16 protein-coding genes, 2 tRNA genes and 3 rRNA genes are annotated in these 25,101 nt (G+C 62.5%); 12 read left to right on the forward strand and 9 right to left on the reverse strand.

Going from position 1 to position 25,101, the window contains the following annotated elements; translation table 11 throughout:
• Window positions 1-11: 11 nt before the first annotated feature.
• The 3 genes from trpE to rpe form a co-directional block, all read right to left on the reverse strand.
• On the reverse strand, window positions 12-1,505 hold the full coding sequence (gene trpE, locus MYA_RS02200; protein WP_011883154.1) for an anthranilate synthase component I: 1,494 nt from the start codon (window positions 1,503-1,505) through the stop codon (window positions 12-14).
• 358 nt (window positions 1,506-1,863) lie between these two features.
• Window positions 1,864-2,619 (reverse strand): phosphoglycolate phosphatase, encoded by a 756-nt coding sequence (locus MYA_RS02205; RefSeq protein WP_014722377.1) that lies wholly within the window; start codon window positions 2,617-2,619, stop codon window positions 1,864-1,866.
• 4 nt (window positions 2,620-2,623) lie between these two features.
• The gene (gene rpe, locus MYA_RS02210) at window positions 2,624-3,310 is read right to left on the reverse strand and encodes a ribulose-phosphate 3-epimerase (RefSeq protein ID WP_011883156.1); all 687 of its coding nucleotides are present in this window, start codon (window positions 3,308-3,310) and stop codon (window positions 2,624-2,626) included.
• Window positions 3,311-3,486: 176 nt separating this feature from the next.
• Between rpe and apaG the strand changes: the two genes are divergently transcribed.
• Window positions 3,487-3,861, forward strand: coding sequence for a Co2+/Mg2+ efflux protein ApaG (apaG, locus tag MYA_RS02215; RefSeq protein ID WP_014722378.1), 375 nt, complete (start codon window positions 3,487-3,489; stop codon window positions 3,859-3,861).
• A gap of 79 nt (window positions 3,862-3,940) precedes the next feature.
• Window positions 3,941-5,173, forward strand: coding sequence for a murein transglycosylase A (mltA, locus tag MYA_RS02220; protein ID WP_011883158.1), 1,233 nt, complete (start codon window positions 3,941-3,943; stop codon window positions 5,171-5,173).
• Between the two features lie 192 nt (window positions 5,174-5,365).
• On the opposite strand, the gene paaK is transcribed toward mltA, so the two are convergent.
• The 5 genes from paaK to paaN form a co-directional block, all read right to left on the reverse strand.
• The gene (paaK, locus tag MYA_RS02225) at window positions 5,366-6,664 is read right to left on the reverse strand and encodes a phenylacetate--CoA ligase PaaK (RefSeq protein WP_011883159.1); all 1,299 of its coding nucleotides are present in this window, start codon (window positions 6,662-6,664) and stop codon (window positions 5,366-5,368) included.
• A gap of 38 nt (window positions 6,665-6,702) precedes the next feature.
• Window positions 6,703-7,155, reverse strand: coding sequence for a hydroxyphenylacetyl-CoA thioesterase PaaI (paaI, locus tag MYA_RS02230; protein ID WP_011883160.1), 453 nt, complete (start codon window positions 7,153-7,155; stop codon window positions 6,703-6,705).
• A gap of 1 nt (window position 7,156) precedes the next feature.
• The gene (gene paaG / locus MYA_RS02235) at window positions 7,157-7,948 is read right to left on the reverse strand and encodes a 2-(1,2-epoxy-1,2-dihydrophenyl)acetyl-CoA isomerase PaaG (protein WP_014722380.1); all 792 of its coding nucleotides are present in this window, start codon (window positions 7,946-7,948) and stop codon (window positions 7,157-7,159) included.
• Window positions 7,949-7,993: 45 nt separating this feature from the next.
• On the reverse strand, window positions 7,994-9,196 hold the full coding sequence (pcaF, locus tag MYA_RS02240) for a 3-oxoadipyl-CoA thiolase (RefSeq protein WP_041493747.1): 1,203 nt from the start codon (window positions 9,194-9,196) through the stop codon (window positions 7,994-7,996).
• Between the two features lie 96 nt (window positions 9,197-9,292).
• The gene (gene paaN / locus MYA_RS02245; RefSeq protein ID WP_014722382.1) at window positions 9,293-10,999 is read right to left on the reverse strand and encodes a phenylacetic acid degradation protein PaaN; all 1,707 of its coding nucleotides are present in this window, start codon (window positions 10,997-10,999) and stop codon (window positions 9,293-9,295) included.
• Window positions 11,000-11,128: 129 nt separating this feature from the next.
• On the opposite strand from paaN, the gene MYA_RS02250 reads away from it, so the two are divergent.
• The 8 genes from MYA_RS02250 (at window position 11,129) to MYA_RS02285 (ending at window position 21,834) form a co-directional block, all read left to right on the forward strand.
• A complete protein-coding gene (locus MYA_RS02250; protein ID WP_011883164.1) occupies window positions 11,129-11,905 on the forward strand; it encodes an enoyl-CoA hydratase in 777 nt (258 codons plus the stop codon).
• A 558-nt stretch (window positions 11,906-12,463) separates the two neighbouring features.
• Window positions 12,464-13,996 (forward strand): 16S ribosomal RNA (locus MYA_RS02255).
• A 63-nt stretch (window positions 13,997-14,059) separates the two neighbouring features.
• A tRNA-Ile gene (locus MYA_RS02260) sits at window positions 14,060-14,136 on the forward strand.
• Between the two features lie 38 nt (window positions 14,137-14,174).
• Window positions 14,175-14,250 (forward strand) — tRNA-Ala (locus tag MYA_RS02265).
• 284 nt (window positions 14,251-14,534) lie between these two features.
• A 23S ribosomal RNA gene (locus tag MYA_RS02270) occupies window positions 14,535-17,416 on the forward strand.
• A 154-nt stretch (window positions 17,417-17,570) separates the two neighbouring features.
• A 5S ribosomal RNA gene (gene rrf / locus MYA_RS02275) occupies window positions 17,571-17,683 on the forward strand.
• Together the 16S, 23S and 5S rRNA genes with 2 tRNA genes alongside form the textbook arrangement of a ribosomal RNA operon.
• A gap of 265 nt (window positions 17,684-17,948) precedes the next feature.
• The gene (locus tag MYA_RS02280; protein WP_041493748.1) at window positions 17,949-20,024 is read left to right on the forward strand and encodes a molybdopterin-containing oxidoreductase family protein; all 2,076 of its coding nucleotides are present in this window, start codon (window positions 17,949-17,951) and stop codon (window positions 20,022-20,024) included.
• A gap of 136 nt (window positions 20,025-20,160) precedes the next feature.
• On the forward strand, window positions 20,161-21,834 hold the full coding sequence (locus tag MYA_RS02285; RefSeq protein WP_014722384.1) for a long-chain fatty acid--CoA ligase: 1,674 nt from the start codon (window positions 20,161-20,163) through the stop codon (window positions 21,832-21,834).
• 366 nt (window positions 21,835-22,200) lie between these two features.
• Here MYA_RS02285 and MYA_RS02290 read toward each other — a convergent pair whose 3' ends face one another.
• On the reverse strand, window positions 22,201-23,370 hold the full coding sequence (locus MYA_RS02290) for a porin (RefSeq protein WP_011883167.1): 1,170 nt from the start codon (window positions 23,368-23,370) through the stop codon (window positions 22,201-22,203).
• A 278-nt stretch (window positions 23,371-23,648) separates the two neighbouring features.
• Between MYA_RS02290 and coq7 the strand changes: the two genes are divergently transcribed.
• Window positions 23,649-24,275, forward strand: a complete 627-nt coding sequence (gene coq7, locus MYA_RS02295) for a 2-polyprenyl-3-methyl-6-methoxy-1,4-benzoquinone monooxygenase (RefSeq protein ID WP_014722385.1) — start codon at window positions 23,649-23,651, stop codon at window positions 24,273-24,275.
• Between the two features lie 387 nt (window positions 24,276-24,662).
• Complete coding sequence (gene mraZ, locus MYA_RS02300) at window positions 24,663-25,091, forward strand: division/cell wall cluster transcriptional repressor MraZ (RefSeq protein WP_014722386.1); 429 nt, start codon at window positions 24,663-24,665, stop codon at window positions 25,089-25,091.
• Window positions 25,092-25,101: the final 10 nt, after the last annotated feature.

Genomic DNA, 25,101 nt, shown 5'->3' on the forward strand with positions numbered 1-25,101 from the left:
TCAGTCTCCGGTCAGAAGTCGCTATCGAGGCCGTCCTGGACCTGTTCGGCCGCACGCAGCACCGCGCGCGCCTTGTTCTCGGTCTCTTGCCATTCGGATTCGGGCACCGAGTCGGCGACGACGCCCGCCGCCGCCTGCACGTACAGGTTGCCGTTGTGGATCAGGCCCGTGCGGATCGCGATCGCGAGGTCCATCTCGCCCGAGAACGACATGTAGCCGACCGCGCCGCCGTACAGCCCGCGCTTGACCGGCTCGAGCTCGTCGATCAGCTCCATCGCGCGCACCTTCGGCGCGCCCGACAGCGTGCCGGCCGGGAACGTCGCGCGCAGCACGTCGTAGTTCGTCATGCCGGGCTTGAGCTTGCCCTCGACCGAGCTGACGATGTGCTGCACGTGCGAGTACTTCTCGATCACCATCTTGTCGGTCACCTGCACCGAGCCGATCTGCGCGATGCGGCCGACGTCGTTGCGCGCGAGGTCGATCAGCATCACGTGCTCGGCGATTTCCTTCGGGTCGTTCAGCAATTCGGTCGCGAGTTCGGCGTCGCGCTCGGGCGTGTTGCCGCGCGGGCGCGTGCCGGCCAGCGGCCGGATCGTGACGATCTGGTCATCGCCGCGCTTTTCCTGGCGCACGAGGATTTCCGGCGATGCGCCGACCACGTGGAAATCGCCGAAGTTGTAGTAATACATGTACGGCGACGGGTTCAGCGAACGCAGCGCGCGATACAGCGACAGCGGATTGTCGCGGTACGGCTTGGTCAGCCGCTGGCCGACCTGGATCTGCATCAGCTCGCCGGCCGCGATGTATTCCTTCGCCTGACGCACGGCGGCCAGATAGTCTTCCTTCTTGAATTCGCGGAACGTCTCGGTACGCACGCTCGCCGACGTGACGGGCGGCTGCACCGTCGTGCGCAGGCGCTGCTTCAGTTCGCGCAGGCGCTGCTTGCCCTTCGTGTACGCCTCGGGCTGCGCCGGGTCGGCATAGATGATCAGGTACAGCTTGCCGGCGAGGTTGTCGATCACCGCGACTTCCTCGGTGAGCAGCAGCTGGATGTCGGGCAGGCCGAGATCGTCGCGCGGCGCGGTGTTCGCGAGCTTCTTCTCGATGTAGCGCACCGCGTCGTAGCCGAAATAGCCGGCCAGGCCGCCGCAGAAGCGCGGCAGGCCCGGGCGCTGCGCGACCTTGAAGCGCGCCTGGAACGACTCGATGAAGGCGAACGGGTCGCCGTCGTGCGTTTCGATCACCTCGCCGTCGCGCACGACTTCGGACACGCCGTTGCGGGCGCGCACCAGCGTGCGTGCCGGCAGGCCGATGAACGAATAGCGGCCGAAGCGTTCGCCGCCCACCACCGATTCGAGCAGGAACGAGTTGGCGCCCGCGCGTTCGGGCTGCGCCAGCTTCAGGTAGAGGGACAGCGGCGTTTCGAGGTCGGCGAGTGCTTCCGCGATCAGCGGAATGCGGTTGTAGCCTTCGTTCGCAAGCGATTGGAATTCGAGTTCGGTCATGTTCCGGTCCTGTTCGGGACGAGCGGCGGCGTGCGCCAGGGATCACTTGACGCTGCGCGGCTGCCGTCGGCGAAAGGGCGGTCGATCGAGAAGTGCCTGTTGCCGGCCGGCACTCCGGGCGTGAGCGTCGCGAGCCTGTGGCCGATCCTGAACGCAGGCGTTCGGATGCGGTAGAACTCGGAGGTGGTGCGACGATCGGCGCGCGGATGCGCAGCGAGATAAAAAACGGCGCTGAAGACGGGCTTCAGCGTACCTCATCGAAGAGGTCAGCGCGACCAGCGACGCCAGGGCCAGGCTCCCCGGTCGATGCTGCTCAGACTCCGTTTTTTATTCAGAAACATGCGGATGGAAGAAATAATCAGATGGTTGGCCGGCCGGCATTGTGCGCGGCGATCGCGCGTGCTGCGACCAGCAACGAATCGACTATACCATCCGAATTTATCGTTTGTATAGCTTTGCCGTGGTTGTAGCCGTACGGCACGGTCAGCGTCGCCATCCCGGCTGCGCGGCCCGCCAGCGCATCGTTCTCCGAGTCGCCGATCGCGACCGCCGTGTGCGGCGCCACGCCGAGCGCGTCGCATGCCGCGAGCATCGGCAGTGGATCGGGCTTTTTGCGCGCGACGCTGTCGCCGCCGAGCACGATGCCGAAACGATCGATCAGCCCGTATTGCTCGAGCAGCTCGAGCGCGAAGCGGTGCGGCTTGTTCGTCACGCACGCGAGCCGGATGCCGGCCGCATGCAGCGCATCGAGGCCGGCGGTCACTTCCGGATAGAGCCGCGTGTGCCGGCCGTTGATCTTCGCGTACTCGGCCTGGTAGATCGCGAGCGCGTTGTCGAAGCGCGCTTGCGCGTCGGCCTGCGAGAAGCGCGGCGCCAGCACGCTCTGGATCAGATGCTCGGAGCCCTTGCCGACGTAGCCGATCACCTCGTCGCGCGACGTGGCCGGCGCGCCGAGCCGCGCGAGCATCCCGTTCAGCCCGGCCGTGAAATCGTCGGCCGTGTCGACCATCGTGCCGTCGAGGTCGATCAGCGCCGCATCGATGCGCGGCGCCGCGAAACGGATCGGGGCGCCGGTGTCGGGCGGCGCGCAAGCGTCGAGCGAGGAATCGGCCACGGCGTCAGCTCCGCTCGACCGTCGCGAGTGCCGCGCGCATCTCGTCGATCACCTTGCGATAGTCGGGCTTGCCGAAGATCGCCGAGCCCGCGACGAACGTGTCGGCGCCGGCTGCCGCGATCTCCGCGATGTTGTCGGTCTTCACGCCGCCGTCCACCTCGAGCAGGATCTCGCGGCCCGTGCGTTCGGTGTACGCGTCGATGCGCGCGCGCGCTTCGCGCAGCTTGTTCAGCGTTTCCGGGATGAACGACTGGCCGCCGAAGCCGGGGTTCACCGACATCAGCAACACGAAATCGAGGCGGTCCATCACGTGGTCGAGATAGTTCAACGGCGTGGCCGGATTGAACACGAGGCCGGCCTTGCAGCCGTGGTCGCGGATCAGCGACAGCGTCCGGTCGATGTGGTCCGAGCCTTCCGGGTGGAAGCTGATCAGATTCGCGCCGGCTTTCGCGAAATCGGGCACGATACGGTCGACCGGGCGCACCATCAGATGCACGTCGATCGGCACCTGCACGTGCGGGCGGATCGCTTCGCAGACGAGCGGGCCGATCGTCAGGTTCGGCACGTAATGGTTGTCCATCACGTCGAAGTGAATCCAGTCGGCGCCGGCGGCGACCACGTTGCGGACTTCTTCGCCGAGCCGTGCAAAGTCGGCCGACAGGATGCTGGGAGCGATGCGGAATTGGGTCATGACAGGGGAGCGGGGGACGCTGCGGCGCAAAACCGCCATTCTACCGTCCGGCGACCGCGTGCGCGGCGGCGAGCTGTGCGGTGGCGGCCCGATTGCGCATAGAATGCCGAACCAGTGCGGCGCGCCGCGGCCCGGCGCTACAGATGGCGCGGGCGGTTACCTACAGCGGAAACACCATGAGTCAGTATCAGTTCACCGTTTCGGTGAAAACCAGTTACTTGCCGGAACAATCCGACCCGGATCGACGTCAATACGCATTCGCGTACACGCTGACCATCCGCAATACGGGGCAGGTTGCAGCGCAACTGATCGCCCGTCACTGGATCATCACGGACAGCGAAAATCACTTGCAGGAAGTGAAGGGGCTCGGCGTCGTCGGGCACCAGCCGCTGCTGCAGCCGGGCGAACATTTCGAGTACACGAGCTGGGCCGTGATCGCGACGCCGGTCGGCACGATGCGCGGTGCGTATTTCTGCGTGGCGGAAGACGGCGAGCGGTTCGAGGCGCCCGTCGAAGAATTTGCGCTGCACATGCCGCGCACACTGCATTGAGCGTGCGGCGGGCGCTCAGCGCGGCTGGCGGTCGTTGTCGCGTGCGTGTTTCTTTCTGCCCGACGACGTCCACACGACGATGAAGATCAGCAGCGCAAGCGCGACGAAAGCTTCGAGCCCGAAGATGAGCATCGGATATTGGTCGAGAAAATCTGACATGGCGGTTTCCATCAAGAACGGACATTGTATGTGGTTTGGCGCCCGGGCGGCCGGCTGGCTGGCCGCCGCCGCGGCGGCCGCGCTACTCGCGGCATGCGGCAGCGCGCCGACGCGGACGTCGGCGCTCAAGCCGCCGACGGGCGCGGCGATCGTGCCGGGGCAGGTCGCCGCGCAGCGACTGACGCCGGTGGCCTGGCAGCAGGTGCCGGGCTGGCAGGACGATGCGCTGATCGGCGCGACGGCCGCGTTGCGGCAGAACTGCGTGCGGCTCGCGCGCCAGCCGGCTTGGCAGCGCGCGTGCGCAGCCGCCAACCGGCTCGACGAGTTGGACGTGAGCAGCGCGCGCGCATTCTTCGAAACGTATTTCACGCCGTTTCAGTTCGCCAATACCGACGGTACGCTGGACGGTCTCGTGACCGGCTATTACGAACCGCTGCTGCACGGCTCGAGGGTGCGTCGCGGTCCTTACCAGTACGCGCTGTACCGCTGGCCGGCCGGCTATCGCGCGGGCACCGCGCTGCCGGCGCGCGCGCAGCTCGAGCGCGCGGGCATTCTGAACGGCAACGAACTCGTGTGGGTCGACGATCCGATCGAGGCGTTCTTCCTGCAGGTCCAAGGTTCGGGGCGCGTGTTGCTGGACGACGGTTCGGTGATGCGCGTCGGCTTCGGCGGCACCAACAACCAGCCGTACCGCTCGATCGGCAAATGGCTGATCGATCACGGCGAGCTGACGCCCGCGCAGGCGACGATGCAGGGCATCAAGGCATGGGCGAAGGCGAATCCGGCACGCGTCGACGCGCTGCTCGACACGAACCCGCGCTTCGTGTTCTTCCGCGACATGCCGACCAAGGAAGATGCACCGCACGGTGGCGCGGAAGGCCCGATCGGCGCGCTCGGGGTGCCGCTCACGCCGGAGCGCTCGATCGCGGTCGATCCGTCGTCGATCCCGCTCGGCACGCCGGTGTTCCTGCAGACCACACGCCCGTTGACGAATACACCGATGAACCGGCTCGTGTTCGCGCAGGACACGGGTTCCGCGATCCGCGGCGGCGTGCGCGCCGACTACTTCTGGGGGCTCGGCGACGATGCGGGCGACCAGGCCGGCCGGATGAAGCAGGTTGGCCGGATGTGGCTGCTGTTCCCGAATTCGTGATGCGCGACCGCGCCGACGTAAAGCTGTAGCCGGCGTGCCGACACGGCCTCGAATTGCTGCACCCCAAAGGCTGGATCGTCGATCCGGCCTTTGGGGTGTTTTTCATCGCGGAACGTGGCGAGCGGGCTGGGCTGCGGCGAGCGGCGCCGGCATCCGTGCGCGCGCGGCCCGTCACGAAGCCGCGCTGCGGGTTCAGCCCTTGCGCTTGTCGATCACGCGTCGGGCCTTGCCGACCGAGCGCTCGATCCCGTTGACCGGCAGCACGTTGATGACCGCGGTCACGCCGATCAGCGACTTGATGTCGTGCGCGAGCGCGTGGCTCGCCGCGCGGATCGCCGCGGTGTCGGGAGCCGTCTCCGGGCACGGCTCGACGTTCAGCGTCAGCACGTCGAGCGGGCCTTCCTTCGTCAGCACGATCTGGTAGTGCGGCGCGAGCGCGCGCTGTTTCAGCAGCTGCTCTTCGATCTGCGTCGGGAACACGTTCACGCCGCGCACGATCATCATGTCGTCCGAGCGGCCGGTGATTTTTTCCATCCGGCGCATCGTGCGTGCGGAGCCGGGCAGCAGGCGCGTGAGGTCGCGCGTCCGGTAGCGGATGATCGGCAGCGCTTCCTTCGTCAGCGACGTGAACACCAGCTCGCCCAGTTCGCCGTCCGGCAGCACCGCGCCGGTGTCCGGATCGATGATTTCCGGATAGAAATGGTCTTCCCAGATGGTCGGGCCGTCCTTGGTCTCCACGCATTCCGACGCGACGCCCGGGCCCATCACCTCGGACAGCCCGTAGATATCGACCGCGTCGATGCCCATGCGCTGCTCGATGGCCGTGCGCATGTCGTTGGTCCACGGTTCCGCGCCGAAGATGCCGATGCGCAGCGAGCTCTGCGCGGGATCGAGGCCCTGGCGCTCGATCTCGTCGGCGATCGACAGCATGTAGCTCGGCGTCACCATGATGATGTCGGGCCGAAAGTCCTGGATCAGCTGCACCTGCTTTTCGGTCTGCCCGCCGCCGAACGGAATCACCGTGAGGCCCGCGCGTTCGGCGCCGTAATGCGCGCCGAGGCCGCCGGTGAACAGGCCGTAGCCGTAGCTGACGTGGACCTTGTCGCCGCGGCGGGCGCCGGCCGCGCGGATCGAGCGCGCGACGAGATCGGCCCACGTATCGATGTCGCGCGCGGTATAGCCGACGACGGTCGGTTTGCCGGTCGTGCCCGACGACGCGTGAATGCGCGAGATCTGGTCCTGCGGCACCGCGAACATCCCGAACGGATAGCTGTCGCGCAGGTCGCTCTTGGTCGTGAACGGGAAGCGCGCCAGATCGGCGAGCGTTTTCAGATCGTCCGGATGAACGCCCGCTTCGTCGAACTTGCTGCGATAGACCGGGGAATTTTCGTAGGCGTGCCGAAGCGACCATTTCAGGCGGTCGAGCTGCAGCGCAGTCAGTTCGTCGCGTGAGGCGGTCTCGATCGGCTCGAGCGGTAGCGCGGTAGTCATGCGTGTCTCCAGTGTTTGTTATGTGCGAGCCGCGGGCGTCAGCGATCTTCAGGCAGCACCGTGCCCTTGATTTGCGCCGACTTGCCGCGAAACATCGCGACGGTCTCGCCGGCCTGATTCATGACGCGCACGTCGTAGATGCCGTGCCGGCCGCTGCGCGTCTGCTCGGTTGCCTCGGCCGTCAGCACGTCGTTGCCGTGGACCGGCCGCAGGTACTCGATCGAGCAGCCGGCCGCAACGGTATTCAGGTTGTACGAATTGCATGCGAACGCGAACGTCGAGTCGGCGAGCGTGAAGATGATGCCGCCGTGGCAGGTCTGATGCCCGTTCAGGAATTCCGGCCGCACGCGCATGTGCAGACGTGCGTAGCCGGCGCGCACCTCGGCGATTTCCATGCCGAACGCGCGGCTGCAGGCGTCCGCCTCGTACATGGCCTGCGCAGTCGCGCGCGCGAGTGCGTCGGGGTCGAGCGGGTGAAGGGCGGCTGTCATGTCAACGCCCCTCGAAGCGCGGCGCGCGCTTCTCGATGAACGCCTTGACGCCTTCCGAATAGTCGTACGACTGGCCGAGCTTGCGCTGCAGGTCGCGCTCGACGTCGAGTTGCTGGTCGAGCGTGTTGCTGATGCTGTCGCGCATCGATTGCTTGATCGATGCGATCGCGAGCGTCGGCTGCTGGGCGAGCTGGTTAGCGACCTGACGGACCGACGCGGCAAGCGTATCGTCGTCGACCGCGCGCCAGATCAAGCCCCATTGCTCGGCCTGCTCGGCGCCGAGTTTGTCGCCTGTCAGTGCCAATCCGAGCGCGCGCGCCATGCCGATGCGCTGCGGCAGGAACCACGTGCCGCCCGAGTCGGGCACGAGGCCGATCTTCACGAACGCCTGGATGAAGCTGCTCGAGCGGGCGGCGAACACCAGGTCGCACGCGAGCGCCAGGTTCGCGCCCGCGCCGGCGGCCGTGCCGTTCACGGCCGCGATGACCGGAATCGGCATGCGCTGCAGGCGACGGATCAGCGGATTGAAATGCTCGTCGATCAGCGCGCCCAGATCGGTCGAAGCGCCGGGCGTGAAGTCGAGATCGGCAAGGTCCTGGCCCGCGCAGAAGCCGCGGCCCGCGCCGGTCAGGATCAGCGCGCGGGCGCCGGCTTTCTCGACCTCATCGAGCGCGGACTGCAATTCGCGATGCATCGCGCGCGTGAAGCTGTTCAGCTTGTCCGGACGGTTGAGGGTGACCGTGGCCACGTTCGCGGCCCGATCGAGCTCCAGCTGGATCGCGTCATATGACATGCAGTGTCTCCTTCATGACTTCGTTATAGGCGCGCGGCGAGCCGGTTACACGCGTTCGATCGCGATCGCGATGCCCTGGCCGACGCCGATGCACATCGTGCAGAGCGCGAAGCGGCCGCCGATGCGCTCCAGTTGATGAAGCGCGGTGGTCACCAACCGGGCGCCCGATGCGCCGAGCGGATGGCCGAGCGCGATCGCACCGCCGTTCGGGTTCACGCGCGGATCGTCGTCGGCGACGCCGAGCATGCGCAGCACCGCAAGACCTTGCGACGCGAACGCTTCGTTCAGCTCGATCACGTCGAACTGGTCGATCGACATGCCGAGCTGGCGCAACAGCTTCTGCGTCGCGGGCGCCGGGCCGATCCCCATCACGCGCGGCTCGACGCCGGCCGTCGCCATGCCGACGACACGTGCGCGGCGGCGCAGTCCGTATTGATCGGCGGCCTGCGCGTTGGCGAGCAGCAGCGCGCAGGCGCCGTCGTTGACGCCCGACGCGTTGCCGGCCGTCACCGAGCCGTCGGGACGCACGACGCCCTTCAGCTTGGCAAGCGCGTCGAGCGACGTTTCGCGCGGATGCTCGTCCCGTGACACGACGACGGCGTCGCCCTTCTTCTGCGGAATCGTCACCGCGACTATTTCCGCCGCGAGCGTGCCGTCCTGCTGCGCAAGCGCGGCCTTCTGCTGGCTGCGCAACGCGAACAGATCCTGGTCGGCGCGGCTGATGTCGTAATCGACCGCGACGTTCTCGGCCGTCTCCGGCATCGAATCGACGCCGTATCGCTGCTTCATCAGCGGATTGACGAAACGCCAGCCGATCGTCGTGTCGAATATGTCGGCCTGGCGGGCGAACGCGCTGGCGGCCTTGCCTATCACGAACGGCGCGCGCGTCATGCTTTCGACGCCGCCCGCGATCATCAGGCGCGCCTCGCCGGCCTTGATCGCGCGCGCGGCCGTGCCGACGGCGTCCATGCCGGAGCCGCACAGCCGGTTCAGCGTCGTGCCGGGCACGGCGCTCGGCAGGCCGGCCAGCAGCGCCGACATGCGCGCGACGTTGCGGTTGTCCTCGCCTGCCTGGTTCGCGCAACCGTAGATCACGTCGTCGAGCGCGGTCCAGTCGACGTCGCGGTTACGTTCGATCAGCGCGCTGATCGGCACCGCGCCGAGATCGTCGGCTCGAACGTCTTTCAGGGCGCCGCCGTAGCGGCCGATGGGGGTGCGAATCGCGTCGCAGATGTAGGCGTCGGTCATGGGAGTGTCGGGCGTGTCGATGTGCAACGAACCCGCCGGTTGGCGGATTCGTTCATGGTAGAGAACGTGGCCGAATTTGCACCTCGGCCGTTCGGCTTATGCCGTATGGCCAGCTTCCGCGGGCGCCGCCTTCGGTGCAACATGCACTCGGCTTTGCACGACGCGGAACCGGTTGGCGACGAACGCCGGGTCGGCCAGTGCCGCGTTGGCGGCCGGGTTCGCGCCGGTGCCGTGGAAGTCCGAGAACGCGGCCGACTGGTTGACGAATACGCCGCCCGTCAGGTTGATCGACAGCGCGACGCCGCCGCGAATCGCCGCTTCGTGCGCAGCGTCGAGCACGTTGGCGTCGGTGCTGTAGACGGACAGCGTCAGCGCGCCGTGTTGGGCAGCGATCTCGCCGGCGAGATCGAGCGACTGCGCGGTCGAGTCGGTCGCGATCACGAACGAGATCGGGCCGAACCACTCCTGCGTGAACTTCGCGCGGTCGGCCACGTCGAGCTGCATCACGAGCGGCGTGCGCACGCGAGCGTTGGCGAAGGTGGGATGCACGAGCGTCTGGCTGTCGGCGAGCACGCGGCCGAGCTTGCGGGCGTCGTCGATGCGCGCGCTCACGCCTTCGTTCTGGATCGCGCCGATCAGCTCGACGGAGCGTGCAGCGTCGCCGGTCAGCTTCTGCACGGCGCCGGCGATGGCCTGGGCGACGTCGTCGAAGCTCGCATGGCCATCCGCGGTCTGGATGCCGTCGCGCGGTACGTAGATGTTTTGCGGCGCCGTGCACATCTGGCCCGAGTACAGCGCCAGCGAGAACGCGATGTTCTTGGCCGCGGCCTTGAGGTCGTCGGTCGAGTCGATCACGATCTGGTTGACGCCGGCTTTCTCCGTGTACACCTGCGCCTGGTGAGCATGGCGTTCGAGCCACGTGCCGTTCTGCGTACTGCCGGTGAAGTCGATCAGCTTGATTTCGGGGCGCAGCGCGAGGTCCTGCACGAGCGCGCCGTCGTTCGGCTCGGTCGCGAGCAGCGTGACGACATTTGGATCGAAGCCGGCTTCGCGCAACACGTCGCGGGCGATGCGGACCGTGATCGCGAGCGGCAGGATCGCGCCCGGGTGCGGCTTGACGATCACCGTGTTGCCGGTGGCGAGGTCGGCGAACAGGCCGGGGTAGCCATTCCAGGTCGGGAACGTGCAGCAGCCGAGCACGAGGCCGGTGCCGCGCGGGACGATCGTATAGCGCTTGTGCATCGCGAGCGGCGGGTTCTTGCCCTGCGGCTTTTCCCAATGCGCATCGGCGGGGATGCGGCGCAGCTCGTCCCAGGCATAGGCGACCGCTTCGAGCGCGCGATCCTGCGCGTGCGGGCCGCCGGCCTGGAATGCCATCATGAAGGCTTGGCCCGTCGTATGCATCACGCTGTAGGCGATCTCGAAGCTCGCGCGATTCAGCCGTGCCAGGATTTCGAGGCTGACGCCGATCCATGCGCTCGCGCCGGCTTCACGCCATTGACGTTGGGCCGCGGCTGCCGCGGCGATCAACTCGTCGGGCGTCGATTTTGGATAGCGGATGTCGAGCGGGATCCCGTATGGCGACTGCTCCGCGCCGACGGTCCCGCCGGACGCCGGCTGGTCGAGCTCGAACACGCTGCCGAGATGCGCTTTGAACGCGGCTTCGCCATCGGCGTTCGCGCTTTCCCCGTACACTTTGGGACTCGGCATTTCCGCAAACGGGCTCCAGTACCCGCGGCTCTCGATGGCGGCGAGGGCGTGTTTCAGCGTGTCTTCGTGCTTCGTGAACAGTGCATGGGTCATGACGGCAGCCTGATGGACAGTGAGAAGGGTTGGATCGATTAATTAACCGACCGGTTGGTCGGAGAATGTTAGCATCAAACTATTCGCGTGTGCGAGGCGTTTCTCATTTCATTGATCGAGGAGAAATAGATGTCTTACGAGAACATCCTGGTGGAGACCCGAGGGCGAGTCGGATTGATCACGCTCAACCGTCCGAAGGCGCTCAATGCGCTGAACGATGCGTTGATGGATGAGTTGGGTGCGGCGCTGAAGGCGTTCGACGCAGACGACGAAATCGGCGCGATCGTCGTGACGGGCAGCGAGAAGGCGTTCGCGGCCGGCGCCGACATCGGCATGATGGCCACCTATTCGTATATGGATGTGTACCGCGGCGACTACATCACGCGTAACTGGGAGACCGTCCGCGAGATCCGCAAGCCGATCATTGCGGCCGTGGCGGGGTTTGCGCTCGGTGGCGGCTGCGAACTCGCGATGATGTGCGACATCATCTTCGCGGCCGATACGGCCAAGTTCGGCCAACCGGAGATCAAGCTGGGCGTGATGCCTGGCGCCGGCGGCACGCAGCGTCTGCCGCGCGCGGTCTCGAAGGCGAAGGCCATGGACATGTGCCTGACTGCACGTTTCATGGACGCGGCCGAAGCGGAGCGCGCCGGGCTCGTGTCGCGTGTGCTGCCGGCCGACAAACTCCTCGACGAAGCGGTTGCGGCCGCGACGACGATCGCCGAGTTTTCGCTGCCGGCAGTCATGATGGTGAAGGAGTCGGTGAATCGCGCGTACGAGACGACGCTGGCCGAGGGCGTCCACTTCGAGCGCCGCCTGTTCCATTCGCTGTTTGCGACGGAAGATCAGAAGGAAGGGATGGCGGCATTCGTCGAGAAGCGGAAGCCGGTATTCAAGAACCGCTGATTCGGGCGACGGCAGCGCGACGCGCTGCCGAACGATCGCAATCAGGGGTATCCGACGTGTCGACCTGAAGCCCCGCACGCGGCAGCGTGCGGGGCTTTTTCAAAATATTTTCACAAAGGGGTTGCATTGCGAGAGGCGGGTGCATAGAATCACGCCTCTTTCGCGCTACCGGAAACGCGGCGCGGGAGAAGAAGGGAAGCGGTGCGGTTGGGGTGGTTGTAGTGACCCGAACGCACACGAAGCTGAACCCCTCACCGTCGCAGCGAAGCAGTTCAAAAAGTTGTTGACGAGTGAAGAAAGACGGTTCATAATCTCGTTTCTCTGCTGCTGAAAACGCAGCGCTGCTGAGAAACACGAAGTTCCTCGCAGAAATGCTCTTTAAAAATTAACAGCCGATAAGTGTGGGCGCTTGATGGAAGCGAGCTGATCTTCGGATCAGAAAGCGAAAGTATCAAGAGTCTCACACTAAAGTAAGTCAGGTTTATGAAGAGATTCATATACCTGTCAGCTTTGAGTGAGCGACCGGTTCTTAACGGAACCGAAAACAGTAACAGGTTTAAACTGAAGAGTTTGATCCTGGCTCAGATTGAACGCTGGCGGCATGCCTTACACATGCAAGTCGAACGGCAGCACGGGTGCTTGCACCTGGTGGCGAGTGGCGAACGGGTGAGTAATACATCGGAACATGTCCTGTAGTGGGGGATAGCCCGGCGAAAGCCGGATTAATACCGCATACGATCTATGGATGAAAGCGGGGGACCTTCGGGCCTCGCGCTATAGGGTTGGCCGATGGCTGATTAGCTAGTTGGTGGGGTAAAGGCCTACCAAGGCGACGATCAGTAGCTGGTCTGAGAGGACGACCAGCCACACTGGGACTGAGACACGGCCCAGACTCCTACGGGAGGCAGCAGTGGGGAATTTTGGACAATGGGCGAAAGCCTGATCCAGCAATGCCGCGTGTGTGAAGAAGGCCTTCGGGTTGTAAAGCACTTTTGTCCGGAAAGAAATCCTTGGCTCTAATACAGTCGGGGGATGACGGTACCGGAAGAATAAGCACCGGCTAACTACGTGCCAGCAGCCGCGGTAATACGTAGGGTGCAAGCGTTAATCGGAATTACTGGGCGTAAAGCGTGCGCAGGCGGTTTGCTAAGACCGATGTGAAATCCCCGGGCTCAACCTGGGAACTGCATTGGTGACTGGCAGGCTAGAGTATGGCAGAGGGGGGTAGAATTCCACGTGTAGCAGTGAAATGCGTAGAGATGTGGAGGAATACCGATGGCGAAGGCAGCCCCCTGGGCCAATACTGACGCTCATGCACGAAAGCGTGGGGAGCAAACAGGATTAGATACCCTGGTAGTCCACGCCCTAAACGATGTCAACTAGTTGTTGGGGATTCATTTCCTTAGTAACGTAGCTAACGCGTGAAGTTGACCGCCTGGGGAGTACGGTCGCAAGATTAAAACTCAAAGGAATTGACGGGGACCCGCACAAGCGGTGGATGATGTGGATTAATTCGATGCAACGCGAAAAACCTTACCTACCCTTGACATGGTCGGAATCCTGAAGAGATTCGGGAGTGCTCGAAAGAGAACCGGCGCACAGGTGCTGCATGGCTGTCGTCAGCTCGTGTCGTGAGATGTTGGGTTAAGTCCCGCAACGAGCGCAACCCTTGTCCTTAGTTGCTACGCAAGAGCACTCTAAGGAGACTGCCGGTGACAAACCGGAGGAAGGTGGGGATGACGTCAAGTCCTCATGGCCCTTATGGGTAGGGCTTCACACGTCATACAATGGTCGGAACAGAGGGTTGCCAACCCGCGAGGGGGAGCTAATCCCAGAAAACCGATCGTAGTCCGGATTGCACTCTGCAACTCGAGTGCATGAAGCTGGAATCGCTAGTAATCGCGGATCAGCATGCCGCGGTGAATACGTTCCCGGGTCTTGTACACACCGCCCGTCACACCATGGGAGTGGGTTTTACCAGAAGTGGCTAGTCTAACCGCAAGGAGGACGGTCACCACGGTAGGATTCATGACTGGGGTGAAGTCGTAACAAGGTAGCCGTATCGGAAGGTGCGGCTGGATCACCTCCTTTCCAGAGCTTCTCGCAAAGTTGAGCGCTCACGCTTATCGGCTGTAAATTTAAAGACAGACTCAGGGGTCTGTAGCTCAGTCGGTTAGAGCACCGTCTTGATAAGGCGGGGGTCGTTGGTTCGAATCCAACCAGACCCACCATTTGTCTGGCGGTAACACCCTGAGGCATCTGTACTCATGGGGGCATAGCTCAGCTGGGAGAGCACCTGCTTTGCAAGCAGGGGGTCGTCGGTTCGATCCCGTCTGCCTCCACCAATCCTCAATGACAAGCGTTCGACGCGTCGAGCTTTTGTCATTGGCGATTGAGCCAGTCAGAGTGATATGAGTAACACCATATCGGCTGTCGTTCTTTAACAATCTGGAAGAAGTAAGTAATTTGGATAGTAGAAGCGTCTTGAGATGGACGTGAAAACTATCCGGGTTGTGATTGTATCGATGTATCTCAAGATGATTCGAACTTCATGTTCGGCTCAATTGGAATACGGCACAACGCGAGAACTCAACCTGTAGCGACTGTCGATGAGACAGACTCGTTATAGGGTCAAGCGAACAAGTGCATGTGGTGGATGCCTTGGCGATCACAGGCGATGAAGGACGCGGTAGCCTGCGAAAAGCTACGGGGAGCTGGCAAACGAGCTTTGATCCGTAGATATCCGAATGGGGAAACCCGGCCCTTTTGGGTCATCCTGGACTGAATACATAGGTCCAGAGAAGCGAACGCGGTGAACTGAAACATCTAAGTAACCGCAGGAAAAGAAATCAACCGAGATTCCCAAAGTAGTGGCGAGCGAAATGGGATGAGCCTTGCACTCTTTATTTGTATTGTTAGCCGAACGCTCTGGAAAGTGCGGCCATAGCAGGTGATAGCCCTGTAGGCGAAAACAGTATGAAAGAACTAGGTGTGCGACAAGTAGGGCGGGACACGTGAAATCCTGTCTGAAGATGGGGGGACCATCCTCCAAGGCTAAATACTCGTGATCGACCGATAGTGAACCAGTACCGTGAGGGAAAGGCGAAAAGAACCCCGGGAGGGGAGTGAAATAGATCCTGAAACCGCATGCATACAAACAGTCGGAGCCTCGCAAGGGGTGACGGCGTACCTTTTGTATAATGGGTCAGCGACTTACGTTCAGTAGCAAGCTTAACCGTATAGGGCAGGCGTAGCGAAAGCGAGTCCGAATAGGGCGTTCAGTTGCTGGGCGTAGACCCGAAACCAGGTGATCTATCCATGGCCAGGATGAAGGTGCGGTAACACGTACTGGAGGTCCGAACCCACTAACGTTGAAAAGTTAGGGGATGAGCTGTGGATAGGGGTGAAAGGCTAAACAAACCTGGAAATAGCTGGTTCTCTCCGAAAACTATTTAGGTAGTGCCTCGTGTCTCACCTTCGGGGGTAGAGCACTGTCATGGTTGGGGGGTCTATTGCAGATTACCCCGCCATAGCAAACTCCGAATACCGAAGAGTGCAATCACGGGAGACAGACATCGGGTGCTAACGTCCGGTGTCAAGAGGGAAACAACCCAGACCGCCAGCTAAGGTCCCCAAATATAGCTAAGTGGGAAACGAAGTGGGAAGGCTAAAACAGTCAGGAGGTTGGCTTAGAAGCAGCCACCCTTTAAAGAAAGCGTAATAGCTCACTGATCGAGTCGTCCTGCGCGGAAGATGTAACGGGGCTAAGCTATATACCGAAGCTGCGGATGCGAGCTTTGCTCGCATGGTAGGAGAGCGTTCCGTAAGCCTGCGAAGGTGCCTTGTAAAGGGTGCTGGAGGTATCGGAAGTGCGAATGCTGACATGAGTAGCGATAAAGGGGGTGAAAGGCCCCCTCGCCGTAAGCCCAAGGTTTCCTACGCAACGTTCATCGGCGTAGGGTGAGTCGGCCCCTAAGGCGAGGCAGAAATGCGTAGCTGATGGGAAGCAGGTCAATATTCCTGCACCATTGTTAGATGCGATGGGGGGACGGATCGCGGAAGGTTGTCCGGGTGTTGGAAGTCCCGGTCGCTGCATTGGAGAAGGCACTTAGGCAAATCCGGGTGCGTAATTCAAGGGTGTGGCGCGAGCTCCTTCGGGAGCGAAGCAATTGGAAGTGGTTCCAAGAAAAGCCTCTAAGCTTCAGTCTAACGATGACCGTACCGCAAACCGACACAGGTGGGCGAGATGAGTATTCTAAGGCGCTTGAGAGAACTCGGGAGAAGGAACTCGGCAAATTGGTACCGTAACTTCGGGATAAGGTACGCCCTTGTAGCTTGACTGGCCTGCGCCAGGAGGGTGAAGGGGTTGCAATAAACTGGTGGCTGCGACTGTTTAATAAAAACACAGCACTCTGCAAACACGAAAGTGGACGTATAGGGTGTGACGCCTGCCCGGTGCCGGAAGATTAAATGATGGGGTGCAAGCTCTTGATTGAAGTCCCGGTAAACGGCGGCCGTAACTATAACGGTCCTAAGGTAGCGAAATTCCTTGTCGGGTAAGTTCCGACCTGCACGAATGGCGTAACGATGGCCACACTGTCTCCTCCCGAGACTCAGCGAAGTTGAAGTGTTTGTGATGATGCAATCTACCCGCGGCTAGACGGAAAGACCCCATGAACCTTTACTGTAGCTTTGCATTGGACTTTGAACCGATCTGTGTAGGATAGGTGGGAGGCTATGAAACCGGAACGCTAGTTTCGGTGGAGCCGTCCTTGAAATACCACCCTGGTTTGTTTGAGGTTCTAACCTTGGCCCGTGATCCGGGTCGGGGACAGTGCATGGTAGGCAGTTTGACTGGGGCGGTCTCCTCCCAAAGCGTAACGGAGGAGTACGAAGGTACGCTAGGTACGGTCGGAAATCGTGCTGATAGTGCAATGGCATAAGCGTGCTTAACTGCGAGACCGACAAGTCGAGCAGGTGCGAAAGCAGGTCATAGTGATCCGGTGGTTCTGTATGGAAGGGCCATCGCTCAACGGATAAAAGGTACTCTGGGGATAACAGGCTGATACCGCCCAAGAGTTCATATCGACGGCGGTGTTTGGCACCTCGATGTCGGCTCATCTCATCCTGGGGCTGTAGCCGGTCCCAAGGGTATGGCTGTTCGCCATTTAAAGAGGTACGTGAGCTGGGTTTAAAACGTCGTGAGACAGTTTGGTCCCTATCTGCCGTGGGCGTTGGATATTTGAAGGGGGCTGCTCCTAGTACGAGAGGACCGGAGTGGACGAACCTCTGGTGTACCGGTTGTCACGCCAGTGGCATCGCCGGGTAGCTATGTTCGGAAGAGATAACCGCTGAAAGCATCTAAGCGGGAAACTCGCCTTAAGATGAGATATCCCTGGGGACTAGATCCCCTTGAAGGGTCGTTCGAGACCAGGACGTTGATAGGTCAGGTGTGTAAGCGCAGTAATGCGTTCAGCTAACTGATACTAATTGCCCGTAAGGCTTGATCCTATAACAAGTCTGCCTTGTAGATCGGCGCCGTGCGAAAGCACTGGCCGCGATCCGGAGCGACATGTTGGATTCTCGTGTGTGATACACACAACCTAAATTACTGCTTCTTCCAAGATTGGTTCTGTTGGCCACGCCAGCAGAACAACCCTCTTTGCCTGATGACCATAGCGAGTCGGTCCCACCCCTTCCCATCCCGAACAGGACCGTGAAACGACTCTACGCCGATGATAGTGCGGATTCCCGTGTGAAAGTAGGTAATCGTCAGGCTCCCTAAGCCAAGAACCCCCGCCCGATAAGGCGGGGGTTTTTGCATTTGTGGCTCTGAAAATACGATCTCACCGCGACTAAAGCCATCATTTCAGTGGTGTAACGCCGTGATCTAGATCAGTACCGAAGCCCTATCCCATACCAACAAAATTCCATCCCCCTTCCCAATTTCCGACGGACAATCAGGAAATTCGGATGAAGTGAAGCCTGATCAAGGGCGTCCACGTAGAATCTGCCAATCTCCCCCGATGCAGGATCCAGAACGATGAACGGAGCTACCCAGATAGCTCGGGCCGTTTGCCCGCACGATTGTCCCGACACATGCGCGATGCGCGTAACCGTCGAAAACGGCAAGGCAATCAAGGTCACCGGCGACCCCGAGCATCCGCCGACCCAAGGCGTGCTGTGCACGAAAGTCAGCCGATATGCCGATCGTGTTCATCATCCTGACCGTCTGACCGTTCCGCTCAAGCGCATCGGTGCGAAGGGGGAAGGGCGTTTTGCGCCGATCACCTGGAACGAAGCGTTCGACGAGATCGGCCGCCGCTTGGGCGATATCGCCGCGCGCTCGCCGGAGTCGATCCTGCCGTACAGCTATGCGGGAACGATGGGCCTCGTGCAGGGCGAAGGCATTGCTCAACGGTTCTTCCACAAAATCGGCGCGTCGCGGCTCGAGCGCACAATCTGCGCGGCGGCCGGCGCGGCAGGGCTGCGCTACACGTATGGCGGAAACATCGGCATGCACCTCGAACATTTCGAGGAAAGCGAGCTGATCCTCATCTGGGGCGCCAATCCAATTGCGTCGAGTCTGCATTTCTGGACACGCGCGCAGGAAGCCAAGCGCCGCGGGGCACGCCTGGTCGCGATCGATCCGTATCGCTCGTTGACCGCGGAGAAGTGTCATCAGCACATCGCACTGAAGCCGGGCACCGACGGCGCGTTCGCCTTGGGCATGATGCATGTGCTGATTACCGAGAACCTGCTCGATCACGACTACATCGCGAACCATACGGTCGGCTTCGAGGCGCTGAAGGCGCGAGCGCTGTCCTATCCGCCCGAACGCGTCGCCCAAATTTGCGGGATCGACGCGTCGGAACTGATCGAACTCGCGCGCCGCTACGGCGCGACGCGCAAGGCATCGATTCGCCTCAATTACGGCATGCAGCGCGTGCGCGGCGGCGGCAATGCAGTGCGTGCAATCGCATCCCTGCCCGGACTCACGGGCGCATGGCGCGATCGGGCCGGCGGGCTGTTGCTGTCGTCGTCGGAATTCGCGCCGATCGATCATGCCGCCTTGCTGCGCCCGGATCTCATCCCCGGCTGGCCGCACAAGTTGCCGCGCATCATCAACATGAATGCGATCGGCGACGCGTTGCTGCATCCGGGCGACGATGCCTTCGGGCCGAAGGTGGAAGCGGTGATCGTCTACAACTCGAACCCGGTGGCCGTCGCGCCGGACTCGTCGAAGGTAGCAGCGGGGTTCGCGCGCGAGGACCTGTTCACAGTCGTTCTGGAGCACTTCCAGACGGATACCGTCGATTTCGCCGACATTGTGCTGCCTGCGACGACGCAACTCGAGCATCTCGACATCCACAAATCGTATGGTCACACCTACGTGATGGCGAACCTGCCGGCGATCCCGCCGGTCGGCGAGGCGCGGCCGAACACGGAGATTTTCCGCGGCATCGCGCGCAGCATGGGGCTCGACGAGCCGGCGCTCTATCACAGCGACGAAGAAGTCGCTCAGACGGCGCTCCGCTGGGACGACCCGACGCTCGATAGCGACTGGAACACCTTGAAGCACGCGGGCTGGGTGAAGCTCAAGCTCGCGGATGCGCCGTTTGCAAACGGCGGCTTCCGCACGCCGTCCGGAAAATGCGAGTTCCACAGCGCGCGACTCGAGCAAATGGGCCTGGATCCGGTGCCGGATTATCTGCCGCCGTACGAGTCGGCCGAGGCGTCGCCGGAACTGGCCGCGCGTTACCCGCTCGCGATGATTTCGCCGCCGGCCCGCCACTTCCTGAACAGCACGTTCGTCAACGTCGAGAGCCTGCGCAGTACGGAAGGCGAGCCGCACCTCGACATCCATCCGGCGGACGCCGAGTCGCGCGGCATCGGCGATGGCGACACGGTGCGAATCTTCAACGACCGCGGCTCGATGCAGGCCGTCGCGAGGGTCACGGATCGTGCGCGCGCGGGGCTGGTCGTGGGCTTGTCGATCTGGTGGAAGAAGTTGTCCGCGGACGGCCGAAACGCAAATGAAGTGACGAGTCAGGCGCTGACCGATCTCGGCAATTCGGCGACGTTTTACGATTGCCTGGTAGAAGTAGAACGGATTTGACCGAACATCGCGATATGATCTGACGAATTCAATCGAAAGTTGGAAGTGGGTATCTAACCCTGTTGTCTCGGGACGGGCGAGCCGCTACGATGCGTTTTAGCACGACCATTCGAAAATCAGTGAGGAGACGCGCGGCATGGAAAAAATTTGGCTGAAATCGTACCCACCCGGCGTTCCAGCCGAAATTGACGCGTCCCCCTACCCATCCATCCCGGATCTGCTCGACGAGAGCTTCCGCCAGTATCGTGATCGCAGCGCGTTCGTCTGCATGGGCAAGCGCATCACGTACGGCGAACTCGATGCGCTGTCGCGACATTTCGGCGCGTGGCTGCAGTCGCGCGGGCTGAAGCGCGGCGCGCGCGTCGCGTTGATGATGCCGAACGTGCTGCAATACCCGGTGGCGATCGTCGCGGTGCTTCGCGCCGGCTATACGGTCGTCAACGTCAACCCGCTCTATACGCCGCGCGAGCTCGAGCATCAGCTGAAGGACAGCGGCGCAGAGGCGATCGTCATTCTCGAGAACTTCGCGTCGACGCTTCAGGCCGTGATCGCCAACACCGGGATCAAGCACGTCGTCGTCGCATCGATGGGCGACCTGCTGGGCATCAAGGGCTGGCTCGTCAACTATGTCGTGCGGCGCGTAAAGAAGATGGTGCCGCCGTGGCAATTGCCGTCGTATACGCGCTTCAACGCCGCGCTGTCGGAGGGCGCACGGCAGACCTTCAAACCGCCGAAGCTCGCGCCGGACGACGTCGCGTTCCTCCAGTACACGGGCGGCACCACCGGGGTCGCGAAGGGCGCGACGCTGCTGCACCGCAACATCGTGTCGAACGTGCTGCAAGCCGGCGCGTGGCACCATCCGGCGCATGAGAAATTCCCCGACGTGAAGCAGTTCATCACCGTCGTCGCGCTCCCGCTCTATCACGTGTTTGCGCTGACCGTCTGCGGGTTCCTGACCATGCGCACGGGCGGCATGGGCATCCTGATCCCGAACCCGCGCGACATCGGCGGCATGATCAAGGAGCTGAAGGGCTACCAGATCTCGACGATTCCGGCAGTCAACACGTTGTACAACGCGCTGCTGAACCATCCGGATTTCGGCCAGCTCGACCTGTCGAAGCTCGCGATCGCGAACGGCGGTGGGATGGCGATCCAGGAAGGCGTCGCGAAGCGCTGGTACGAAAAAACCCATACGGCGATCGTCGAAGGGTATGGCCTGTCGGAGACGTCGCCGGTGGCGACCTGCAACCCGGTGACGGCCACCGAATACAGCGGGACGATCGGTTTGCCGCTGCCGTCGACCGAGATTGCGATTCGCGACGACGCGGGCAACGACGTCGCGCTCGGCGAGCCGGGCGAGATCTGCATTCGCGGGCCGCAGGTGATGGCCGGCTACTGGAACCGTCCGGATGAAACGGCGAAGGTCATGTTTCCCGACGGCTTCTTCAAGACCGGCGACATCGGCGTGATGGACGCGCGCGGTTACGTGAAGATCGTCGATCGCAAGAAGGACATGATCCTCGTGTCCGGCTTCAACGTGTATCCGAACGAGGTCGAGGACGTGGTGGCGTCGCATCCGGGCGTGTTCGAGGTGGCGGCCGTCGGCGTACCGGACGAACACTCGGGCGAAGCGGTGAAGCTGTTCGTCGTGAAGAAGGACCCGGCGCTCACCGACAAGGACATCCTCGCGTACTGCAAGGAGCGGCTCACCGGCTACAAGCGGCCGAAGCTGGTCGAATTCCGCACGGAACTGCCGAAGACGAACGTCGGAAAGATCCTGCGGCGCGAACTGCGCGACGGCCGCGCGTAACGTCGACGTTCGAACCTGCGAGCCCGGCCTTGTGCCGGGCTTTTTAATTTTGGGCGGGCGACGCGTCGCGCTGCAGATATCGTCGGGACGTGGCCGTCGCCACGATGGTCGTTCGACTCCGAGGGCGGTGGCCGCCGGCGCGGCCGCGACCATTCCATGCACCCGCTTCGTTTCGAATGGCAGGCGCGCGGTGAACTTCGGTGCCGGTAAAGGCGGCGTTCACGTGGCGCTGCGTCGCCAGCGCACAGCCGGCGCAAGCGCTCGCGCCGCGCCGCCGCGCGCGCCACACGCCGACCGCGCCCAACCGAAAAAGAAAAAGGCGCCCGAAGGCGCCTTCAAGACACTGCGGCTTGTCAGGCAAGCTGATTAGAACTTGTGACGGATGCCGACGCGGGCTGCGACCTGGTTGCTGGTGCTCGACGCGTCGAGGCCGTTGATCGCGGCGGTTGCCTGAACGACGTTGCCCTTCGAATCGAGCACGTTGCCCGACGCGTGTTGATACACGCCGATCACGTAGACGTCGGTGCGCTTCGACAGGAAGTAGTCGACGCCCAGCGAGCCCTGGTGATACTTGGCCGCCGAGTTGCCGTCGATCTTGCTGCCTTGCGTGTAGTCGTACGCGGCGCCGAGGATCAACGCCGGGGTCAACTGGTACTTGAAGTTGAGTTCGCCGTTGTTGAACGTCGCGGTCTGGTTCGTGTATTGACCGGCCGAGAAGCCCTTGAACTTCGTGTTCGAGTACGTCGCGCCGATCGTTGCCGCGCCGAACGTGTATGCACCGCCCGCGCCGATGACCTGGTACGTGTTCGCGCTGTTCGCGTACGTGCCGTAAACCGGCGAGGAGACGACCGGCTTGCCGCTTGCCGCCGGATCGGACGAGCCGGTGTTGAAGATGCCGCCGTAGTTCGCCGGCGTACGTGCGTTCAGGTAGCCGACGCCCAGGACCAGCGGGCCGTTGTTGTAGCCCGCGCCGAGCGACCAGACCTGATTCTTCGAGAACTGGCCGGCTTGGCCGCCGAAGCTGTACAAGCCGCCGAACGTGAAGCCGCCGTAGTTTGCGCTCGTGTACTTGACCGCGTTGTTCACACGGTAAGCGTTGTTGAAGTTGTCGAGGTCGCCCGGGTGAGCGGCGATGTAGCCGCCCCATTGGTCACCTGCCTCGAGCGGGCCGACGAAGTCGACGACGGAGTCGTACTGGCGACCCAGCGTGACCGTGCCGTACTGGCTCGACAGGCCGACGTAAGCCTGACGACCGAACATCAGGCCGCCTTGACCGAGCTTGCCGGAGTTCACGTCGAAACCATTTTCGAGCACGAAGATCGCCTTCAGGCCGCCGCCCAGATCTTCGGTGCCGCGCAGGCCGAAGCGGCTGCCTTGCATCACGCCGCTGGCCAGACCGTACAGATGGCCGCCCTTCGCGTTGTTGTTGAAGATGAAGCCTTCATCGATGATGCCGTAAAGGGTCACGCTGCTTTGCGCATGGGCTGCGCCAGCGAACGCGCCCAGCGCGACGAGCGCGAGAAGCGACTTTTTCATTAACGGATCTCCAAGAATCACTGAATTTTTTTGGCGGGGCGGATAGTTATGTTGTGTCGACGAGCCCCTTCAACTTCGCAAGAAGTCGCTCGTAATGTAGCAAAGCCACTTTTTCCGACAAAGCGAAATGCCGTGGCTCAAGGTCGCCATGTTTCCTTTATGCAACAATGGTTAAAATCACGGGTTAACCGCAATTTCCGCTGAATAATCAAGTCGGTTACGCAGCGGAGCACGTGCCTTTTGCCGCCCGCGGCAGCACACGCAGACAGGAGAACAGGATGGTGTTGGACGAACTGATCAGCGAATTCGACCGTGGCCTCAGGTCGCTGACCGGCATTAGCCGGATGAGCCGGCCGGTGCCGGTGCCCGCGCAGCCGCCGGCTGCCGAACTGACGCCCGCGGAGCGCACGCACGCCGCCGGGCTGATGCGTGTGAACCACGTCGGCGAGGTTTGTGCGCAGGCGCTCTATCAGGCGCAGAAGTTCACCGCGCGCACCGCCTCCGCGAAGGCGATGTTCGAGGAAGCCGCGCGCGAGGAAGAGGACCATCTCGCATGGACCGCGCACCGCCTGAAGGAGCTCGACTCGCGCCCGAGCCTGTTGAATCCGCTCTGGTATGCGGGTGCGCTGGCGATCGGCGTGGCTGCCGGCACGCTCGGCGACAAGGTCAGCCTGGGCTTCATGGCCGAGACCGAGCGCCAGGTGGAGAATCACCTCGAAGGCCACCTGTCCGAGCTTCCGGCCGCGGACACCGCGTCGCGCGCGATCGTCGATCAGATGCGCATCGACGAGGTGAAGCACGGCAAGGCAGCGACCGATGCCGGCGGAGTGGAATTGCCGCTGCCTGCTCGGATGCTGATGCGCGCCGCCTCGAAAGTCATGACCAGCACTGCGTACTATCTGTGATCTTCGGGCCGGGGCCGCGCACGACGCGGCTCCGGTTCACCGCCGACGATACCGCCCGCTTTTTCCGCGTTTTCCCGCCCCTGAAAGCCCCGCCCGCACGCCAGTCTGGCCCGCCTTTCTCACGTATCACCTTCACAAGTTGCACTAGCCCATTCATTTATAACGATTTTTAGTTTGCAGGGCCGCATGAGAAACCGCGCGTAAGTCCTTGTTCTGAATAACAAAATTCGTCAAAAAAGCGGGCCGCTCCCTTGACCGTGCCAAACCCTTCCTCTAAAGTGGGAGACAGTGTGAGAAAGTGTATTTTTGTGTGATTTGGCGGGCCATTCGGGCTAAATTCTTGAGCGTTGGGCGGGTGCTTCGGTGCCCTGAACGGGAGAGCGGAACGTGTTCCAAGGGGCGTCGGCGCTGACGCTCGATGCGAAAGGCCGGATGTCGGTGCCGGCCCGCTATCGCGAAGCGCTGCAAGGACAGGCAGAAGGACGGGTGACTGTGACCAAGCACCCGGACGGCTGCCTGTTGCTGTTTCCGCGCCCGGAATGGGAAGTGTTTCGCGCCAAGATCGCCGCGCTGCCGATGGACGCCCATTGGTGGCGCCGTATTTTTCTCGGCAACGCGATGGACGTCGATCTCGACAGCGCGGGCCGGATTCTCGTATCGCCCGAGCTGCGAATGGCAGCCGGACTGGAAAAGGAAGTCATGTTGTTGGGAATGGGTAGTCACTTCGAGCTGTGGGATTCGCAGACCTACATCGCGAAGGAGCAGGCAGCGGTGGCGCAGGGCATGCCCGACGCGCTGAAGAATTTCACGTTCTGATTGCGGTGAC

It is taken from the genome of Burkholderia sp. KJ006 (genome assembly GCF_000262695.1).
Classification (GTDB): domain Bacteria; phylum Pseudomonadota; class Gammaproteobacteria; order Burkholderiales; family Burkholderiaceae; genus Burkholderia; species Burkholderia vietnamiensis.

Bases quoted from the DNA above. Each gene is read 5' to 3' on its own strand.
- MYA_RS02280 (WP_041493748.1), top strand. From the start codon at position 17,949: ATGAACGGAGCTACCCAGATAGCTCGGGCCGTTTGCCCGCACGATTGT.
- apaG (WP_014722378.1), top strand. From the start codon at position 3,487: ATGAGTCAGTATCAGTTCACCGTTTCGGTGAAAACCAGTTACTTGCCG.
- coq7 (WP_014722385.1), top strand. From the start codon at position 23,649: ATGGTGTTGGACGAACTGATCAGCGAATTCGACCGTGGCCTCAGGTCG.
- rpe (WP_011883156.1), bottom strand. From the start codon at position 3,310: ATGACCCAATTCCGCATCGCTCCCAGCATCCTGTCGGCCGACTTTGCA.
- paaN (WP_014722382.1), bottom strand. From the start codon at position 10,999: ATGACCCATGCACTGTTCACGAAGCACGAAGACACGCTGAAACACGCC.
- MYA_RS02250 (WP_011883164.1), top strand. From the start codon at position 11,129: ATGTCTTACGAGAACATCCTGGTGGAGACCCGAGGGCGAGTCGGATTG.
- trpE (WP_011883154.1), bottom strand. From the start codon at position 1,505: ATGACCGAACTCGAATTCCAATCGCTTGCGAACGAAGGCTACAACCGC.
- pcaF (WP_041493747.1), bottom strand. From the start codon at position 9,196: ATGACCGACGCCTACATCTGCGACGCGATTCGCACCCCCATCGGCCGC.
- paaG (WP_014722380.1), bottom strand. From the start codon at position 7,948: ATGTCATATGACGCGATCCAGCTGGAGCTCGATCGGGCCGCGAACGTG.
- paaK (WP_011883159.1), bottom strand. From the start codon at position 6,664: ATGACTACCGCGCTACCGCTCGAGCCGATCGAGACCGCCTCACGCGAC.
- MYA_RS02290 (WP_011883167.1), bottom strand. From the start codon at position 23,370: ATGAAAAAGTCGCTTCTCGCGCTCGTCGCGCTGGGCGCGTTCGCTGGC.
- paaI (WP_011883160.1), bottom strand. From the start codon at position 7,155: ATGACAGCCGCCCTTCACCCGCTCGACCCCGACGCACTCGCGCGCGCG.
- mltA (WP_011883158.1), top strand. From the start codon at position 3,941: ATGAAGATCAGCAGCGCAAGCGCGACGAAAGCTTCGAGCCCGAAGATG.
- MYA_RS02285 (WP_014722384.1), top strand. From the start codon at position 20,161: ATGGAAAAAATTTGGCTGAAATCGTACCCACCCGGCGTTCCAGCCGAA.